Below are 18,156 nucleotides of genomic sequence, written 5' to 3'. Positions count from 1 at the left end.
AGTAACCAAGCAGAAACTTTTGCAAGCTTTCTCAACCGCTTCAATCCTAACAGTCTAAAACTATGGGTTTTTGTCATGACGGGGTTGCCGACTTTCCTCATCAGGGGAAGAGTCCCCAGGTCGGGCCTTTACTGTTAGGAGGCTGAATACGAACCGATACCCCTTTGTTCATTCGCTCAAACCCAATTTTCACATCACTTCACAGCTCAAGCCTTACAAACATGGCGGTTACTCTTGGGTAGCCCATTGAGGACTATATAATTTAACAATGACTTCACGAGATCAAACCAATGTTGAATCATTTGATTTAGACCACACCCTCGTTCTTGCGCCGTATGTGCGCGTCGCAGGACGAAAAGAACTACCCGGAGGGGACGTCCTCATCAAATATGATGTCCGCTTCTGCCAGCCCAATAAAGAGCACCTGGGCATGAAGGCTATCCACTCGATTGAGCATATGACCGCGCACCATATGCGCAACCACACCGACGCTCTCATCGACTTTTCCCCTATGGGCTGCCAAACCGGTTTCTACGCCCTGACCCTGGGGCTCGAACCCGAGGCCTTTATGGCTATCCTTGAAGCCACCATGAACGATCTGCTTCGGGCGACAGAGGTCCCTGCGGCCAATGAGGTTCAGTGCGGCTGGGGTGCTAACCACTCACTGCAAGAAGCCCAAGAAGCTGTGCGGATCTTCCTTGACCGTAAAGATGAATGGGCGCAGGTGATGGCCTAGTGTCCGCTCCTACCTTCAAAGGCTTCGACCGTGCCACTATCGTTCAGGTGGCAATGGATGAAGAGGCAGCGCCCTTCCTTGAAACCACTGAAGAAGCTGGCTCCGCCTTCACCGTGGGTGAGGCAGTTTTCTACCCCCGTACCTACACGACGGACAGCGAAGAGCACCCCATTCTGCTGGTGCGTTCTAAGATCGGCTTGGTCAACGCGTCCACGGCCCTGAGCCTGGCGCTTTCAGTGGTTGCCAACCCCACCGCAGTTATCTCTGCCGGTACAGCCGGTGGCCTACGGGCCGACGTGGAGGTAGGCGATTTGGCGGTAGGCACCGACTACACCTACACCGACGCAGATGCCACAGCATTTGGCTACGCCTACGGTCAGGTTCCCGGTATGCCAGCTAGCTATAGTTCCGATGCGGCACTGGCTGATAAGGCCCGGCAGGCTGCTGCCAGCTACACCGGCCAAGGCAAGCCCCTGTTCGGCACGATGCTGGCTGGTGGCTCTTTCGTAACTGCTCATAATGTCAAGGACACCCGGGAGATTTTCCCCCAGGCACTATCCACAGACATGGAAACCACCGCGCTGGCACAAATTTGTGGTAGCCGTTCAATTCCTTTCATCGCTATCCGTGGTATTTCGGATCTCTGCGGCCCCGCAGCCGATCAGGACTTCCACATGGATGCCCCCATCGTAGCGGCTAGGAGCGCCCAGCTCGTCCTAGCCCTCCTGACTATCTAGGAGATAACCTGTGCAAAACCATACACTGCGCGATGGTACTTCCATCCCGCCCCTGGGCCTAGGGACCTACCCTCTCAGTAACGCAGAGTCAGAGGTTGCCGTATCGGAAGCCATCGTCAGGGGGTACCGTCTCATTGATACGGCGGTCAATTACGGCAATGAAGTAGGAGTAGGAAAAGGGGTCCTGCGCTCTGGTGTGGACCGTCAAGAAATCTTCGTTCAGTCCAAGCTCCCCGGTCGTGACCACGGCTACGATAGTGCCTTCAGATCCCTGGAAGGCACACTCAAGCGCATGGGTCTTGACTATCTTGATGCCTACCTCATTCACTGGCCCAACCCCTCCCAGGGGCTCTACCTAGAAACCTGGAAGGCACTGATCCAGATGCAAGAGCAGGGGCTGGTGCGCACCATCGGTGTCTCGAACTTCTTACCGGAGCACATTGACCTCCTAGTTAAAGAAACAGGGGTTACCCCCACTATCAACCAGATCGAGCTCCACCCCTACTCCCAGAAACGGGAGTGGGCCAGCTACAACCGTCAGAAGGCTATCCTTACGCAGTGCTGGTCGCCGCTGGGGCGGAAGACCCGCCTACTCAAGGACCCAAGCCTGGCAGAGATAGCTCAAAACATCGGAAGGACACCGGCCCAGGTTATCCTCCGCTGGGAAGTTCAAAAGGCACACCTGCCCCTACCCAAATCAGCTCACACCCGGCGCATGGAAGAAAATCTGGATGTCTTCAGCTGGGAACTCACCCAAGAGCAGATGTCCACCATTGATGATTTAGAAGCGGGCCTTGGCCGGGGTTTTGACCCCGCCACCCACGAAGAAATGTAAGCCCCAAGGACGCAACCGCCCCGGCAGAGTATTTTCTGCCGGGGCGGTAGTCTGTCGTCTGGTCTGTGCTGAACTCTAGCTCAGGATCTGCCGAGCCTGTTCAACATCCTGATACATCTGCTCCACTAGAGCTTCGACGCCCGTATAGGCAACCATGCCCCGCAAGAAAGCGACGAACTCCAAGGTGATCTGCTGCCCGTAGAGGTTAAAGTCCTCAACTTTTTCGTCAGTCCGATCGATGACGTGGGCTTCCACCTGGCGGGTGGTAATTCCTTCAAAGGTGGGGTTAGTCCCCACAGAAATGGCAACAGGGTGCCGAATTTCCTGCTCATCAATCAGCCAGCCTGCATAAACACCATCAGCAGGAACCAAGCCCTCGGAATCGGCCGACAGGTTGGCGGTGGGGAACCCGAGTTCACGACCCCGAGCGGCACCGTGGACGACTTCACCGCGCATGTAGTGGGACCGGCCCAGCAGGGAGCCGGCTTCCGCTACTCTGCCCTGTCCAAGGAGCTGACGGATAGCGGTAGAAGAACAGCGGCTGGCATCGGACACCAGAAGATCCTCAACAACCACAACATCAAAACCGAAACGCTGGCCCAACTCCTTCATGGTTGCCAGGTTGCCTGAGTTATTGGTGCCGAATCGAACGTCATCACCGATGACAACGCACCGAGCATCCAGCGCGTCAACAAAGGTGCGGGTCACAAATTCTTCTGGAGTCTGAGCAGCAAAGTCAAGGTCGTAGTGCAGGAGCAGATAAACATCGACGCCCAGTTCAGCCATAACCGCTTGGCGGTCCTTCTGCCCCATGATATCGACGTGCGACCCCTCCGGCCCGTGAACCACCGCAGGGTGCGGGTCAAAGGAAACAGCAACAGAGGTCAACCCGCGCTCTTGTGCCGTAGCCACCAGCGTAGAGAGTACCTTCTGGTGCCCGATATGAACACCATCAAAGTTGCCGATGGTGACCACGGTAGGCCCGTAGCCAGCGGGAATCTGGGCGAGGTCGGTGTAGCGCTTCACTGTGCTCCTTGTGGGTTGCTGCTGGTGTCTATCCTACGTGCTGATACCGGTCCATAAAGAACCAGCCTAGCTCCGCCCGTCATGCGCTGTCTTACCGGGACGAGCCGTATAGAGCCACCAGAGCCCAATCATGGGTAGGACAAGAGGAACGTACCCGTAGCCCGACCCAAAGTGAGACCATACGGAGGCTAGAGCAAAGTGCTGGGGCTGAAGGTAGGAGAATATACCGACCAGCAAAACACCAGCCATCTCGGTCCCTACCGCCAGCAGTGAGACTTTCCAAGCGCCCTGGCCCCTACGGGAGAGCGCCAGAGTAGCCACCAGATAAATTAAAGCCGAAAGCGCCGAGAGGCTGATAGAAAGCGGAGCTTCATCAAACTTACGAATCACCTGGTACAGTGCTCGTGCACCCGCTGAAAGGGTAAAGACGCCGTAAAAAACTACCAGTAAGCGGCCAAAGCCCTTAGCCGGGGCAGATACCTGGTGCGGTGAAGTGGAGGGTGCCATCTGTGTATCCTCAGTATCGGTTTAGTAGTAGTACCAGAGCATATTCATGCGGTGAACCATGATGATCAAGACCGGGCCGGTGAGCCCCAGAACCAGTGTCGACCACCGGGTGCGCTCCGCCAAAGACCAGATAAAGGTGCCCACCGGAATAATCATGGCTGTCACCAGATAGCCATAGTACTCCAACCAGTCCCCGCTCGGCCCATCGGTCACTGCCTGCATAATGATAGAGCCGACCAGGTAGACCAGTAGGAAAGCCTCGAGAATTAGAACCGAGCCCTGGCTGAAGTCATCGGGTGCCCGGCCTCGCAAGAAAGCCAGCAGGCAGACCAGAAAAGATAGGGTTCCCAGCCCAAGGCAGACCCAAAACCACAGGTCAAGTCCAGCAATTATCATTGTGTTCTCTCGCTCCTAGAAAGTTCTACCGGCTTCAAAGACAAGCACAGGGGCGGCTAGGTCTTCACCGCGGAACCGGGTGTTCTCGATGAGAGCGACCAGGGTTCCATCGGGGGCAAAAGCCGCTACGATGCCTTCGGTGGTGGGTTTATCGTGGCCGCCTCTTGAGCCACCGGCACTGCTGTGCCGCTTGGCCTGTTCGGCACCAGCGCTAGGGCTAATCCTGCGCCCGTTGGACAGGTCGGTAGCCTCTTGGTCATTCACAAGACGCTCACCGAACAGTCGGCGGGCGGCCTCCTCGAGAGCAAGCAGCGGAAGGGGCTGTTCTGCTTCACGCCCGGCAATCAGAGTGTCCAGGCTATGAGCATCCTCAGCCCTAATCTCACCGATAGCGGTGCGGCGCAGGGCAGTCAGGTGGGCGCCAACCCCCAGTGCCTTTCCCATATCGCGTGCCAGAGCCCGGATATAGGTACCCGCCGAGCAGATAACCGTCACCCGGACATCGAGGACGTCATATTCATTCTGTTCTTGCTGTTCAGATCCCTTTTCTACGGACTCTCCCGCCGGGGACTCAGCAGAAGGAACCGGGTAGGTGGCAGTGAGCCGGTCAAGGCCCTCCACCTCAAAGCTGTGGACCGTCACCGGCCTGGCCTCTAGCTCAACGGCCTCACCGGAACGGACCCGAGCATAAGACCGAACGCCGTTCACCTTAATGGCAGATACCGCGCTGGGCACCTGCATGATATCGCCGGTCAAAGCCGCTACCTGTTCAGCAATCAGCTCATCGGTCAGGGCTTCAAGAGCGCCGGCAGGAGCCAAAGCAGTAACCTGGCCTTCGGCGTCGTCGGTTAGCGTCGATACGCCCAAGCGAATAGTTGCCGTATAGGTTTTGCTTTCTCCTACCACCCAGGTCAGTAGCTTGGTTGCCTTATTGACGCCCAAAATCAGCACCCCGGTTGCCATAGGATCCAGGGTGCCAGCATGGCCTACCTTGCGGGTCCCTGCAAGCCATCGCATCTTAGAGACAACATCGTGGCTGGTCATACCCGCAGGTTTATCGACGATAATCAGGCCAGAAGGGCCGGTCGGTGCTTTCTTAGCCACGGTTTTTAGGCTTCGTCCTCGTCAGTTTCAGCGATCTTGTAAGCGTCCTCACCAGCTGCGTACTCGGCGCCCTCACGGGCGGCGGCAAGCTCGGCGTCGCGTTCCTTAGTCTGGCGGAGCAGATCTTCGATGTGAGCGGCGTTCACCGGCACCTCATCGGGTACAAAGGTGAGGGTTGGGGTCAGACGGGCGGTGATGTTCTTACCGACTTCTGCCCGCAAGATACCCTTAGCTGACTCAAGAGCGGCGCGGGTTGAAGCCTGTTCCTCTTCGCTCCCAAAAACGGTGTAGTAGACCGTTGCGTGCTGCAGGTCGTTGGTGACCCGGGCATCTGTGACGGTAATAAAGCCCAAACGTGGGTCTTTAATGCGGCGCTCAAGCGCCTGGGCAACAATGACCTTGATACGGTCTGCTAGGCGGGCGGCGCGTGCCGGATCTGCCATGGTGTTCTCCTTGATGTGAAAGTTTATTCTGCTTCTATAAATTGTAGTGGGGTGGGGTAATCGTCAAACGACTACTCCACCCCTTTCCTAGGTCTTATCTAAAGACTAGACGCGCGGCTTTTCCTGCATCTCCCAGGTTTCAATGACGTCGCCGTCCTTGATGTCGTTGAAGGAGCCCAGGCCGATACCACATTCGAAGCCCTCACGGACCTCAGTAGCATCGTCCTTGAAGCGGCGCAGGGACTCAATGGTGAGGTTATCTGCAACCACCGAACCATCGCGCACCAGGCGCGCCTTGGAGTTGCGCTTGATAACGCCTGACTTGACGATTGAACCTGCGATATTGCCCCACTTGGAGGAACGGAATACCTCGCGGACCTCGGCTGAACCCAGTTCAACCTCTTCGTACTCGGGTTTGAGCATACCCTTGACGGCTGCCTCGACCTCTTCGATAGCACGGTAGATCACGGAGTAGAACTTCATTTCTACGCCTTCGCTATCGGCCAGTTCTGCAACGCGCTCTGCCGGGCGGACGTTGAAGCCAATGATGATGGCGTTGTCAACGGTTGCCAGGTTAACGTCGTTCTGGGTGATAGCACCAACACCGCGGTGGATAACGCGAAGCTGAACTTCGTCGCCACCGGCGTCAATCTTCATAAGTGACTCTTCCAGCGCTTCAACAGCACCGGAAACGTCGCCCTTGATGATCAGGTTGAGAGTGTCCATCTTGCCTTCAGCCACAGCGGCATCGAAGGATTCAAGAGTGACTCGCTTACGGCGCTTAGCCAGCTGGGCGTTGCGGTCAGCGGCTTCACGCTTCTCAGCGATCTGGCGGGCTGTACGCTCTTCCTCAGTTGCCAGGAAGGTGTCACCTGCACGGGGCACGGAGTTGAGGCCAAGCACCTGGACGGGGCGTGAAGGGCCAGCTTCTTCAACGCTGGTGCCGTTCTCATCGAACATGGCACGAACGCGACCGTAGGCTGAACCGGCAACGATAGCATCACCGATACGCAGGGTACCGGACTGAACCAGAACGGTAGCTACAGCACCGCGGCCCTTATCGAGGTTAGCTTCAATAGCTACACCGCGGGCTTCCTTGTTGGGGTTAGCCTTCAGTTCCAGAGCGCCATCGGCGGTCAGGGTAACAGCGGTGAGCAGTTCGTCGATGTTCTTCCCCTGGCGGGCAGAAACATCGATAAACATGGTGTCGCCACCGTACTCTTCAGGAATCAGACCGTATTCGGTGAGCTGACCGCGAATCTTTTCGGGGTTAGCGCCTTCCTTATCGATCTTGTTGACAGCAACAACGATCGGCACGTCAGCAGCCTGAGCGTGGTTGAGAGCTTCAACGGTTTGGGGCATGACGCCGTCATCGGCAGCTACCACGAGGATAGCGATGTCGGTGACCTTAGCACCACGGGCACGCATAGCGGTGAAGGCTTCGTGACCGGGGGTATCGATAAAGGTCAGGTAGCGTTCTTCGCCATCTACCTCGGTGTGAATCTGGTAGGCACCAATGTGCTGGGTAATGCCACCGGCTTCCCCGTCAATGACGTTGGTGTTACGGATAGCATCGAGCAGGCGGGTCTTACCGTGGTCAACGTGACCCATCACAGTAACAACCGGTGAGCGAACTTCCAGTACTGCATCGTCTTCAGCGTCAGCTTCGGCATCAAGGTTGATGTCAAAGGATTCAAGGAGCTCACGCTCTTCATCTTCGGGAGATACGATCTTAACGACGTAGCCCAGCTCAGCGCCAAGTAGCTCGAAGGTTTCCTCATCGAGTGACTGGGTCTGAGTAGCCATTTCACCCAGGTGAATCAGAACGGTAACCAGTGCGGCTGCGTTTGCACCTATTTTCTCGGCGAAGTCCATGAGCGATGCACCGCGACGCATACGAATCTCGGTAGTGCCGTCACCGTGGGGTACAGCGACGCCACCAATGGTAGGCTGCCTCAGCTGCTCTTCACGGCGCAGAGCTGACTTAGTCTTGCCCTTCTTGCGCTTACCGCCACCGCGTCCGAAAGCACCCTGAGCGTTACCGCGACCGGCACCGGGGCCACCACGACCGGGGCCGCGGTTGAAACCGCCACCACCGTTACCGCCACCGGGTCCACCTGAGCCACGGCGAGCGCCGCCACCGGCAGGAGCACTAGCAGCACCGCGAGCACCGACATTGCCGCTCATCTTGGTGGGCATCATGTTGGGTGAGGGGCGGTTGCCACCACCAGCGGGGCGAGGAGCGCCACCACCGGCGGGACGGGGGCCTGCTGTACCTGCACCTGCGGGGCGAGGGGCCTTGTTACGGCCACCTGCGGGGCGAGGAGCGCCGCCACCGGCAGGACGGGGACCGCCGGGGTTATTAGCACCGCGGGGGTTGCGTCCACCTACGGGGCGGGGGCCGCCTGAGCGACCGCCTTCTGAGCGTTCATTACGCTTGCCCATGCCCTGGGAGGGGGCGAAGGGGTTGTTGCCGGGGCGGGGGCCGGGTTTAGCACCGGCTGGCTTGGGAGCACCGGGCTTAGGGGCACCGGGCTTAGGGGCACCGGGCTTGGGAGCAGACATGCCCTGGGTCGGTGCGAAGGGGTTGTTGCCGGGGCGGGGGCCAGCAGGTTTGCTGGTTTCTGCCTTGTCGGCAGCAGGCTGTGTGGCAGCTTCTGCCTGAGGTTTGGCGACTGGCGCTGCGGCTGACTTGGGCGTTGCGGCAGGCTTGGGAGCTGCGGGTGCAGCGGCAACAGGCTTGGGTGCAGATGTCTTTGCTTCGGTCTTGGGGCCGGGAGCGGCAGGCTTCTTGGCCTCTGCCTTCTTTTCTGAGGCTTCTGCCTGAGCAGCTGCCTGAGGGAAAGCTGCGCGTAGTTTTTTAACTACCGGAGCTTCCAAAGTTGATGATGCTCCCTTGACGAATTCGCCAAGTTCTTGAAGCTTTGCGACGGCTTCTTTTGAGGGGATTCCGAGCTCTTTAGCGATCTCGTGAACGCGGGGCTTAGCCACTTTTCTCCTGTTCTGGTTCGCACCAGGACAGGGGCGAACCTTCAGTTTGTGTGAGGTTTGAGCTTATATAAAGCTATTTTTTTGCCGGTTGGCGAGCACAGGTTAGTACTCATTGCGCGGCACTCATTGGGTTTCCATCAGTTTTCTGACTCGCTTTCTTACAAGGTAAGTCGTCAAACCCGTTGACTTATATGGTTCGCCAGCCCGAGAAACGGGCCGTGAACCGGTGAGCTCGGCTTATGCTTTGATCACCAGTTCGGCGGTATCCACCCGGGTTCTGAATGCTCTGGCAAAGGCACACTTTTTGAGTGCTTTGGTCAGACATGCTTCGGTCAGGTGGAGCCAGGCTCCACGCCCCGGGAGACTTTTGTCCCTATCAAAGACTGCCCTGGGTGGGGCGGTGCCTCTGAGGGCAATTCGTGTGAGGTCAGCTTGTGCTGCGGTGGTTCGACAGCCGATGCAGGTGCGGACGGGGGTGTGCAGCTTTGGTTGCTCCCTTCATGTGTTCGCCCGGCTGTACGCCCTGGGGCCTGGCCGGTTAGCTAGCTGTTACGAAACCAGCATTAAGCACTGGGTCTTGTGACCTCTATAGCCAGTTTAGCCCCCTTGCGGGGGCTAACGGCAATTATGTTAGTTAGCTCTCGTCCGAGCCGTCTCCCTCGACGGGGGTAGCAGCTGCTTGAGCTGCTGCCATAGCTGCCTCATATTTGGAGGCCGAGATGATGTCAATACGCCAGCCGGTCAGTTTTGCGGCCAGTCGAGCATTTTGCCCTTCCTTACCGATAGCAAGTGAGAGCTGGTCATCGGGAACGATGGCGCGTGCAGAGAAAGTCTTACGTTCGGTCACGGTGACCTCACTAACCCGTGCGGGTGACAGGGCAGCTGCGATGAACTCTTCGGGTGAGTCTGAGTAGTCAACGATGTCTATTTTCTCGTTGTTCAGCTCCCCCATGACAGCGCGCACGCGGGCACCCATTTCACCGATGCAGGATCCCTTAGGGTTAATGCCGGGCTTAGTTGCCCGAACTGCGATCTTGGTGCGGTGCCCGGCTTCGCGGGCAATGGCCATAATCTCTACTGATCCGTCGGCAATTTCGGGCACTTCGTGCTCGAAGAGGCGGCGCACAAGGTTGGGGTGCGAGCGTGACAGAACAATGGAGGGGCCCTTAGGCCCGCGGCGGGCCTCGAGAACATAGGCACGCAGGCGGGTGTTGTGGGTGTAGCGCTCACCGGGAACCTGTTCAGCGGTCGGGAGGACGGCTTCGAGGGTGCCCAAATCAACGTGAATCATCCGGGGGTTGGGGCCCTGCTGGATGACACCGGAAATCAGCTGACCTTCGCGGTCCTTGTATTCACCCAGGACGGCGGAATCCTGTGCATCACGCAGGCGCTGCTGAATGACCTGGCGGGCGGTAGAAGCCGCGATACGGCCAAAGTTTTTAGGAGTATCGTCAAACTCACCGATTATCTGGTCGTTTTCATCGAGCTCAGGCGCCCAGATGGTGACGGTGCCGCTGGAGCGGTCAATCTCTGCTCGTGAACCGCGAATCGCGCCGATCTGCTTCTGGTAAGCCAAAAGAAGGGCACTTTCGATCATTGGGATCAGGTGGTCGATCGAGATATCGCGCTCTTTTTCGAGCAGGCGAAGGTTGCTCAAATCAATGTCCATGGTGGGCCCTTCCGTGTAATACGGTGCCGGGGCTCATAGGCTCCGGCACCGCTTTCGGTGTATGTTCGCACGGCGTACCGTGCGGCCTCAATATGTTGAGAGGTGGTCGTTTTGTTTTTATTCTACCGAGTACTTGCTAACGGTTGAATTCAATTTCTACTTTTGCGGAAGAAATTGTGGCCCAGGGTAGGGTCTGCGCGTCGCGGTAGCTTTCGGGCTGACCCTTTTTGGTCTCTTTCTTGCGGCGCACCACGGGGCCTTCTTCGGTGACGAAGTCGAGCCGGGCTAAGTAGGTTTCCCCGTCGGTCTGGCTGATTGCCAGGAGCCTGTCAATGGAGCGTTTCCAGTGGCGGGTTTCGGTCAGCGGGCTGGTCACTCCCCGTGAAGATACTTCAAGCAGGTAGGGAACCTCGCCGTCATCAGCTGAGTCAAGCGCTTGGGAGAGAGCCTGTGAAACCTCAGCGATAGTGTCAAGGGAAAGGGCGTCTGTACGATCTTCGGGGTAGTCAAGCACGATTTCAAGGGTGCGGTTAGCTCCTTTACCCCTGAGGGCCAGTTTCTCCAGCACCAGCTTGAACTGACCTTCAACGACTTCGGTTACTACCGGACGAACGCTTTCAAGGCTTACAAAGCTCTCTGCTGGGGCTCTTTGGGTGATACCTTCTTGGGCTCGGGCCGCTGCTCGACGTTCCCGCGCATTGGGAGCCTCTTTCTTACCGGCTTTTGGTCCTGCCATGATCCTTCCCTTTCTGCGAGCGTATCTGGGTCTTCTAAATCCCTAAGCCTACCAGGGTGAGCTGAAGCCAGAATTTTTTTGGCACAATGGTGGGTAAACTCCCCCTCTTGAAAGGCCCGCTCTATGTCTCGTTTTCTCCGCCCGCTCATTACCTTGCTGGCCTGCCTGCTAGCTGTTTTTCTGGTTATGGGCTGGCAGGGCATACAGCGGCAGGAAGGAATCAAAGCTGATCTGGCCGGCCAAATTACTATTGCCCTTGAGCTAAAGACGCTACGTGAGGCCGCTGAAGCCGAAGGCCAAGATATTTTGGTTACTGCCCTTGATGATTCCCTGGCGCAGCTAGCTCCCGCCGCACGTGATTTTGCTGAAAGTTCGCAGGCTGAACCGCTCCCCCAGCAACTTACAGCAAGCGCCGACGCTCTTGTGCAATTTGGTCTTAAAACAGACTCCCTTGAAGACAGAGCTCGCGCGCTGACTGCTGTCACCCGCTTATGGAGTGCAGCTCTTAGCGAGGGAATAACCGACAATAAGTACCCGGCTGCCCTAGCCCAAAAGATCAAGGAGCTGGAGAACTTCACCTGCACTAACCCCCAGGGCGAAGCGCCGGAACCGTCATCTTCCCTTGAGCAGATGCAGGAGGTGCTTTACCGGATTAACTATGCCTCTGAGGTCTACGCCGCCCGCGCAGACAAGGGCTACACCGGTCTAGCAGCAAAGGCCCGAACTCTAGCCCAGCAGAGCGCCGCCCTGCGCGATACAGTGACCCCCGCCCTCATCTGTAGCCAGCGCCTTGAAACAATACAGCCCTCCTACCCCACGGTTGCCCCAGAACAAGCAGAGAGCCAACTCCGTGACCTGACCGCAACCCTGCCAGCCCTCTCTATGGAGGTTTTTTCCGATCCCGCAGTGAGTACCACAGAAGACTCCATCGAAGTCATTGCTCTAGCTCTAGCGCTCCACACCTTGGATTAGCGACCAGCCAGAATATCTGCCCCAAGCTTCAGTATCAGTGCGCTGACCACAATCACCATCATGAAGCGAATAAAGCTGTTACCGCGCGCCATAGCCGTACGTGCGCCAAGGTAGCCGCCGACCATATTTGCTATGCCCAGCATGAGACCGAGCGCCCACACTTGTTGACCTGACGCAGCAAAAAGCACCAGGGCACCTAGATTGGTGGCCGCATTAATAATCTTTGTTTGAGCACTTGCTTGCAGGAAGCTATACCCCATCAGACCAACCAGAACGACCATCAGAAAAGAACCTGTACCCGGGCCTAAGAGCCCATCGTAGAAACCAATAGCCGCACCGGCCCCCAGGCCCACCATCAGGTGTTTAAGGCCCCGGTATTTCAATTCTGTTGAACCGCCTAAGGAGGGCTTAAAAACGGTGTAGAGCAGGACCGCTAAAAGGGCCACCACAATAATAGGTTTGAAGAACTCCTGCGGTAGAGCGGTCGCAAGCACCGCACCGGCCATACTGGTCACAAAAGCTAGGCAGGCAGCTGGCACAGTAGTACGAATATCAATGGGGGTTCTTCGCACATAGGTCACCGCACTGGTCAGGGTACCAAAAACCGACCCCAGCTTATTGACAGCAAGCGCTTGGACCGGGCTTAAGCCGGGCACCAGAAGCAGGGCAGGTAGCTGTATCATGCCACCGCCGCCTACTAGAGCATCAACCCAGCCTGCGCCTAGGGCCGCTACCAGAAGCAAGCAAATGCTCAGGGGGTTAAGCCCCAGCCCATCAAGCCCCAGAGCACCAAGGATATCCACGGGTCGGCGTCCTCTCTTCCCCACCGGCATCGGGGCACTTACAGTGCTGGCGGGGCAAAGTTTGCTTTACCCCGCCCAGCAGATTCCTCATAGGCTTCTAGCGACCGACCTCAGCTAGGATTTCAGCAACTGCTTCGTCCAAAGCTACTTCACGGGCTTGCCCACTCCGGCGGTCCTTGATTTCAATCTTGCCATCGGCAAAGCCGCGGCCCACCACAAGGATGGTGGGAACACCTAGGAGCTCAGCATCGCCGAACTTAACACCGGGTGATACCTTGGGGCGGTCATCAAACATGATGTCCAGGCCGGCAGCCTCAAGCTCAGCTACTAGCTTCTCAGCGCCTTCAAGCACCTCAGCGCCCTTACCTGTGACCACCAGGTGCACATCGGCAGGTGCCAGGTTGCGGGGCCAGATCAGGCCACGGTCATCGTGGTTGCCCTCGGCGATAGCTGCCAGTGCGCGGGTGACACCCACACCGTAGGAGCCCATGGTCACGGTCTGGAGCTTGCCGTTCTGGTCCAACACTTTCAGGCCCAGGGCTTCAGCGTACTTGCGGCCCAGAGCGAAGATATGCCCCATCTCAATACCGCGAGCGGCAATCAGCGGACCGGAGCCATCGGGTGCGGGGTCACCTTCGCGGACCTCGCAGGCCTCGATGATGCCGTCGGCCTCAAAGTCGCGGCCAGCGACCAGGTTGTAGACGTGCTTTTGGTCTTCGTTTGCGCCGGTAATCCAGGCAGAGCCCTCAACGACGCGGGGGTCAAGGTAGTAGGGAATACCGGTGGCAGATTCTACACCCAGGAACTTATGATCTAGCGACAGACCGGGGCCGATGTAGCCCTTAACCAGCTGCGGAAACTTCTTAAGGTCCTCCTCAGTGGCGGCCTCAACCTCTACCTCACCACCAACGCCCAGTAGAGCACCCACGTTGGCCTCTAGGCGGCCCATATCAACTGCACGGTCACCGGGTAGACCGATAGCAACTAGCTGACGGCTACCGTCAGGCAGGGTTACGGCAACGATAACGTTCTTGAGGGTATCAGCCTCAGTCCAGGGGCCCTCAGGGCGGGGGTGCAGTGCGTTGGACTGTTGGACAAGAATCTCAATGGTCGGTGAATCAGGGGTATCGAGAACGCTAGCAGCCGGGGTATTGCTTGCATCAACGGGTTCAGGCGCAACGGTAGTGACTGCCTCAACGTTGGCAGCATAGCCGCCTTCAGAACGCACGAAGGTATCTTCGCCAATCGGGGTGGGGTGCAAGAACTCTTCAGAACGCGAACCGCCCATAGCGCCGGACTGGGCCTGGACGATCTCAATTTCAAGACCCAGGCGCTCAAAGATTCGGATGTAAGCTGCGCGATGAGCCTGGTAGGCCTCGTCAAGCCCCTGATCATCGACGTTAAAGGAGTAGGAGTCCTTCATAATGAACTCGCGACCACGCAGTAGGCCTGCGCGGGGGCGGGCCTCGTCGCGGTATTTGGTCTGAATCTGGTAGAGGTAGACCGGCAGATCCTTGTAGCTGCTGTAAAGGTCTTTGACCAGCAGGGTGAACATCTCTTCGTGGGTGGGGGCCAGGAGCATGTCTGCCCCCTTGCGGTCTTTGAGGCGGAAGAGGTTATCCCCGTATTCGTCCCAGCGGTTGGTTGCTTGGTAGGGCTCGCGCGGGAGCAGGGCCGGGAAGTGGACTTCCTGAGCACCAATGGCGTTCATTTCCTCACGGACAATGGTCTCAATCTTTCCCAGGACTTTCAGGCCCAGGGGTAGCCAGGTGTACACGCCGGGGGCTGCGCGCCGGATATAGCCGGCACGAACCAGTAGCTTGTGGCTGGCGACTTCAGCATCAACAGGGTCTTCACGCAAAGTGCGTAGGAAAAGGTGGGACAGGCGCTGTACCAAGGTGGCTTGCTTCCGTTTCTCTCATAGGGCAACCTCGTAGAGTTATAGGCTGCGCTAGGCTTCGGGCTCGTCGCCCGCTGACTGGTCCTACCCTAGGATTAAGGGCAGGGCATACTCTCTACCAGCTTACCGCTTCTTGTGAGGCTAAGACATCTCTGCTACCGGGGGACCTGCCGGGCATCGATGGTGACCGGCTACCCCCAGTTGGTCTCTTCCACAGAAGCTAGCTCCGCTTTGTACAGAGGATAGGCTACCGGGGCGGTTCTTGACGGATCGATCTGCGATCGCCTTAGAAAAGCACAGTAGAGAAAGTGCCTGTTTGCTGCCAGCCGGTGCTCCGGTAGAGAGCCCTGGCCGCACTGTTGTAATCGTTGACGTAGAGAGAAAGCTGGGGAAAACGCCGGCGAATTAGCTCTGCGCCCTGAGCTAGCAAGGTGGGGGCAAGACGGTGCCCCCTGTAGGCGGGGTGGAGCCACACGCCCTGAAGCTGGCAGATTGAACCGTGCGCCAACCCGATATCCGTCTTAAAAATAACGATATTCTCGGAGTTAACACCGACCACGGTGCGACCGGTTCGGGTGAGTTCATCAATGCGGTGGGCATACCCGGAAGGGTCCCGCGTCATGGGGTCATAGCCTACTTCTTGGGTGAACATGGCGATAGAGGCTCTGAGCAGGCTGGGCCTGTCATCGGTGCGGGCCCAGCGCACAGGCTCAATGATAGGTGGAGCGCCCAGCCGCGGGCGAGCCAGCGACTGTTCAGCAAGCGCTGTGAGGTCAGCGTCCACGGGGAGCTCAAGCAAGGGCTGGCTTTCGCGGATGCCGAAGGGGGTTGGCATGCGCCCAGCTAGGTGCCCCCATATACCCAAGACTGCTTGGCGGTGGCCGAAAATTGATGCAATTTTGCGGTTGTGCCGCCAAATATAGTGGGCAACCGTCTCGTAGTAGGGTTCCGGTAGCGAAAGTGGAACGCAGTTAGCTCCAAGCCAGAAAGCGCCCACTAGGCAATCTCTGGGTTCCGCTTCAGGCCCCTCCCCCGGGGCAAGTGTCTCAGCCAGTCCCGGCATGGGAGCCAGGTTCCGCTCAGCCGGGTCGCTAAAGTGCGCCCCAGCCGATCGGCTCACCCAGTCGCTGGTCTTGCCCAGCAGAGTATCTAGGGTGTTTCTGAGGCGTTCCGGAAGCGGCATCTCGATGCCACTATACCCGCCTCCTACTGCGGGTGGTGCCCCCTTGTAGCCGCTCTCTTTCCCGCTGGCATTTCGAGGCACAAAAATACCAATGAAGCCGCTGGGCGTTTTGCGCGAGGTCAATGCGCTCGGGGCAGGTAACCCAAAATGGTGGAGGTGTTCAGCGGCAAAGAGAAAACCCACCGGGTCTGAACTAATCATGGTTTCCAGTTCTACCCGGTCATCGAGGGTGAGGGGGCGGATTATGACATCATCGCTGATGCGCTGGAAGCGTGAAAAGAGAGACACGATGGGTTTCTTCTGAAGGCTTTAGGAGACTGAAACGGTCGGCTCGCCTGACAGGTCAATTTCGCCGCGGTCTTCCATCTCGCGGGCGATACGGTTGGCCTCTTCAATCAGGGTCTGAACGATCTCGTCTTCGGGAACGGTCTTGATGACTTCACCCTTAACAAAGATCTGGCCCTTACCGTTACCGGAGGCGACACCCAAGTCGGCTTCACGGGCTTCGCCGGGGCCGTTGACAATGCACCCCATGACGGCCACGCGCAGGGGAACTTTCATGCCTTCAAGGCCCTTGGTGACGTTCTCGGCTAGTTCCCATACATTGACCTGGGCACGGCCACAGGAGGGGCAGGAAACAATATCAAGTTTGCGGGGGCGCAGGTTCAGGGACTCAAGAATCTGGGAGCCTACTTTGACCTCTTCAACGGGAGGCGCGGAGAGGGACACGCGAATGGTATCGCCAATGCCCTCGGAGAGCAGGGCACCAAAGGCTGTTGCCGATTTGATGGTTCCTTGGAAAGCTGGGCCTGCTTCGGTAACGCCTAGGTGTAGGGGCCAGTCACCAGCAGCTGCCAGCTGGCGGTAGGCCTCAACCATGATGACGGGGTCGTTGTGCTTAACTGAAATCTTGAAGTCCCGGAAGCCGTGTTCCTCAAAGAGGGAGGCTTCCCAGACAGCGGATTCCACCAGGGCTTCTGGGGTGGCTTTGCCGTACTTTTCGAGCAGGCGCTTATCGAGTGAGCCGGCATTAACACCGATACGGATTGAGGTACCGTGGTCCTTAGCGGCAGCAGCGATCTCCTTGACCTGATCGTCAAACTTACGGATGTTGCCGGGGTTAACTCGGACGGCACCGCAACCGGCTTCGATAGCGGCAAAGACGTACTTGGGCTGGAAGTGGATATCGGCGATTACAGGAATCTGGGACTGCTTAGCGATAATGGGCAGGGCCTCTGCATCCTTATCGGTGGGGCAGGCTACGCGTACAATATCGCAACCGGTGGCCGTGAGTTCAGCAATCTGCTGAAGGGTGGCGCCGATATCGTGGGTCTTGGTGGTGGTCATGGACTGCACGGAGACCGGCGATTCTGACCCTACCCCTACGGAACCGACCTTGAACTGGCGGGTCTTACGGCGTGGTGCCAGAACGGGGGGTGGTGCGGCGGGCATTCCAAGAGCAACCGAGGTCAAGTTTTCCTCCAAAAGTTTCTTACACCTGCCGGTGGGCGCAGGCGTACAGTGTCATCCTCTATTGTGCACCAGTTAGGCCATATTTACTAAGACAGGCCGGGGACTCTTTCGACACAGCTCAGCTAGGATAAACCGTATGGGTACCACTGTGATGACCTTTTCTGCTAGGCCTCGGGTTCTTTCAACCAATATCGCTCAGCCATTTACCCTAGTTGGCAGAACCCCGCGTCAGACCGGTATTGGTAAGGTCGCTGTGAGTTCCCTCGATGTTTTTGCTCCCGACCCGAACTACGGCGATGGCTCCGGTGTTGCCGGTGATTTTGTGGGTGATAGTAAGCACCACGGCGGGGCTGAAAAAGCTGTCTACCTTTATGCTCGTGAAGAATTGGATTACTGGGGTGAGCAGGCAGGAAGGAGCTACCCTAACGGCATGTTTGGCGAGAACGTCACAACTGAAGGCGTTAGCTGGTCTGAGATCTTGGTCAATCAGCGGTTCAGTGTTGGCTCTGCTGTACTTGAAGTCAGCTCCCCGCGCCAGCCCTGCAGAACTTTTGCTGACTGGCTGGGGCGTAAAGGGTGGGTTAAGACCTTCGCCCAGCACGGTGACTGCGGCACCTAGGCCCGTGTGATTGAGCCGGGCACTAT

18 protein-coding genes are annotated in these 18,156 nt (G+C 57.7%); 5 read left to right on the top strand and 13 right to left on the bottom strand.

The genetic code is table 11. The features are described from left to right. The first annotated feature begins 268 nt into the window (after positions 1-268). Genes ACN085_RS09480 through ACN085_RS09470 form a run of 3 tightly spaced genes read left to right on the top strand, consistent with a single transcriptional unit; the run spans position 269 to position 2,308 of the window. A complete protein-coding gene (locus ACN085_RS09480) occupies positions 269-736 on the top strand; it encodes an S-ribosylhomocysteine lyase (protein ID WP_419100187.1) in 468 nt (155 codons plus the stop codon). Continuing rightward, on the top strand, positions 736-1,473 hold the full coding sequence (gene mtnN, locus ACN085_RS09475) for a 5'-methylthioadenosine/S-adenosylhomocysteine nucleosidase (protein WP_419111381.1): 738 nt from the start codon (positions 736-738) through the stop codon (positions 1,471-1,473). The genes ACN085_RS09480 and mtnN overlap by 1 nt, the downstream gene beginning before the upstream one ends. A gap of 10 nt (positions 1,474-1,483) precedes the next feature. Continuing rightward, positions 1,484-2,308 (top strand): aldo/keto reductase, encoded by an 825-nt coding sequence (locus ACN085_RS09470; RefSeq protein WP_419100189.1) that lies wholly within the window; start codon positions 1,484-1,486, stop codon positions 2,306-2,308. A 75-nt stretch (positions 2,309-2,383) separates the two neighbouring features. On the opposite strand, the gene ACN085_RS09465 is transcribed toward ACN085_RS09470, so the two are convergent. The 9 genes from ACN085_RS09465 to rimP all read right to left on the bottom strand — a co-directional run bounded on the left by ACN085_RS09465 (position 2,384) and on the right by rimP (position 11,180). Then, positions 2,384-3,334 carry a bifunctional riboflavin kinase/FAD synthetase gene (locus ACN085_RS09465; protein ID WP_419111380.1) on the bottom strand — a complete coding sequence of 317 codons (951 nt, stop codon included), beginning with the start codon at positions 3,332-3,334 and terminating at the stop codon, positions 2,384-2,386. Between the two features lie 66 nt (positions 3,335-3,400). Further along, entirely contained in the window at positions 3,401-3,841 is a 441-nt protein-coding gene (locus ACN085_RS09460; RefSeq protein WP_419111379.1) for a hypothetical protein, read from the bottom strand. Between the two features lie 21 nt (positions 3,842-3,862). Beyond that, positions 3,863-4,237, bottom strand: coding sequence for a hypothetical protein (locus ACN085_RS09455; RefSeq protein WP_419100192.1), 375 nt, complete (start codon positions 4,235-4,237; stop codon positions 3,863-3,865). Positions 4,238-4,252: 15 nt separating this feature from the next. Continuing rightward, complete coding sequence (gene truB, locus ACN085_RS09450; protein WP_419111378.1) at positions 4,253-5,341, bottom strand: tRNA pseudouridine(55) synthase TruB; 1,089 nt, start codon at positions 5,339-5,341, stop codon at positions 4,253-4,255. A gap of 5 nt (positions 5,342-5,346) precedes the next feature. Then, positions 5,347-5,784, bottom strand: a complete 438-nt coding sequence (gene rbfA, locus ACN085_RS09445) for a 30S ribosome-binding factor RbfA (protein ID WP_419105161.1) — start codon at positions 5,782-5,784, stop codon at positions 5,347-5,349. 105 nt (positions 5,785-5,889) lie between these two features. Further along, on the bottom strand, positions 5,890-8,775 hold the full coding sequence (gene infB / locus ACN085_RS09440; RefSeq protein WP_419111377.1) for a translation initiation factor IF-2: 2,886 nt from the start codon (positions 8,773-8,775) through the stop codon (positions 5,890-5,892). A 237-nt stretch (positions 8,776-9,012) separates the two neighbouring features. Then, on the bottom strand, positions 9,013-9,234 hold the full coding sequence (locus ACN085_RS09435) for a YlxR family protein (RefSeq protein WP_419111422.1): 222 nt from the start codon (positions 9,232-9,234) through the stop codon (positions 9,013-9,015). Between the two features lie 175 nt (positions 9,235-9,409). Further along, a complete protein-coding gene (nusA, locus tag ACN085_RS09430) occupies positions 9,410-10,444 on the bottom strand; it encodes a transcription termination factor NusA (RefSeq protein ID WP_419111376.1) in 1,035 nt (344 codons plus the stop codon). A 136-nt stretch (positions 10,445-10,580) separates the two neighbouring features. After that, positions 10,581-11,180, bottom strand: coding sequence for a ribosome maturation factor RimP (rimP, locus tag ACN085_RS09425; protein WP_419100197.1), 600 nt, complete (start codon positions 11,178-11,180; stop codon positions 10,581-10,583). Positions 11,181-11,303: 123 nt separating this feature from the next. Between rimP and ACN085_RS09420 the strand changes: the two genes are divergently transcribed. After that, positions 11,304-12,152 carry a hypothetical protein gene (locus ACN085_RS09420; RefSeq protein ID WP_419111375.1) on the top strand — a complete coding sequence of 283 codons (849 nt, stop codon included), beginning with the start codon at positions 11,304-11,306 and terminating at the stop codon, positions 12,150-12,152. Here ACN085_RS09420 and ACN085_RS09415 read toward each other — a convergent pair. From ACN085_RS09415 to ispG, 4 genes are all read right to left on the bottom strand, one after another. Next, positions 12,149-12,955, bottom strand: a complete 807-nt coding sequence (locus ACN085_RS09415; protein WP_419100199.1) for a TSUP family transporter — start codon at positions 12,953-12,955, stop codon at positions 12,149-12,151. The two genes, ACN085_RS09420 and ACN085_RS09415, sit on opposite strands and share 4 nt — an antisense overlap. Before the next feature lie 97 nt (positions 12,956-13,052). Further along, the gene (locus tag ACN085_RS09410; RefSeq protein WP_419105381.1) at positions 13,053-14,852 is read right to left on the bottom strand and encodes a proline--tRNA ligase; all 1,800 of its coding nucleotides are present in this window, start codon (positions 14,850-14,852) and stop codon (positions 13,053-13,055) included. A 289-nt stretch (positions 14,853-15,141) separates the two neighbouring features. Beyond that, positions 15,142-16,326 carry a GNAT family N-acetyltransferase gene (locus tag ACN085_RS09405; RefSeq protein ID WP_419111374.1) on the bottom strand — a complete coding sequence of 395 codons (1,185 nt, stop codon included), beginning with the start codon at positions 16,324-16,326 and terminating at the stop codon, positions 15,142-15,144. 21 nt (positions 16,327-16,347) lie between these two features. Beyond that, the gene (gene ispG / locus ACN085_RS09400; RefSeq protein ID WP_419100202.1) at positions 16,348-17,511 is read right to left on the bottom strand and encodes a flavodoxin-dependent (E)-4-hydroxy-3-methylbut-2-enyl-diphosphate synthase; all 1,164 of its coding nucleotides are present in this window, start codon (positions 17,509-17,511) and stop codon (positions 16,348-16,350) included. 136 nt (positions 17,512-17,647) lie between these two features. On the opposite strand from ispG, the gene ACN085_RS09395 reads away from it, so the two are divergent. Beyond that, complete coding sequence (locus tag ACN085_RS09395) at positions 17,648-18,130, top strand: MOSC domain-containing protein (protein WP_419111373.1); 483 nt, start codon at positions 17,648-17,650, stop codon at positions 18,128-18,130. Positions 18,131-18,156 lie beyond the last annotated feature (26 nt).

It is taken from the genome of Rothia sp. P4278, from assembly GCF_048512945.1.
GTDB lineage: Bacteria > Actinomycetota > Actinomycetes > Actinomycetales > Micrococcaceae > Rothia.
The sequence above is the reverse complement of the archived record's forward strand: the minus strand, read 5'-3'. Positions and strand labels throughout refer to the sequence as shown.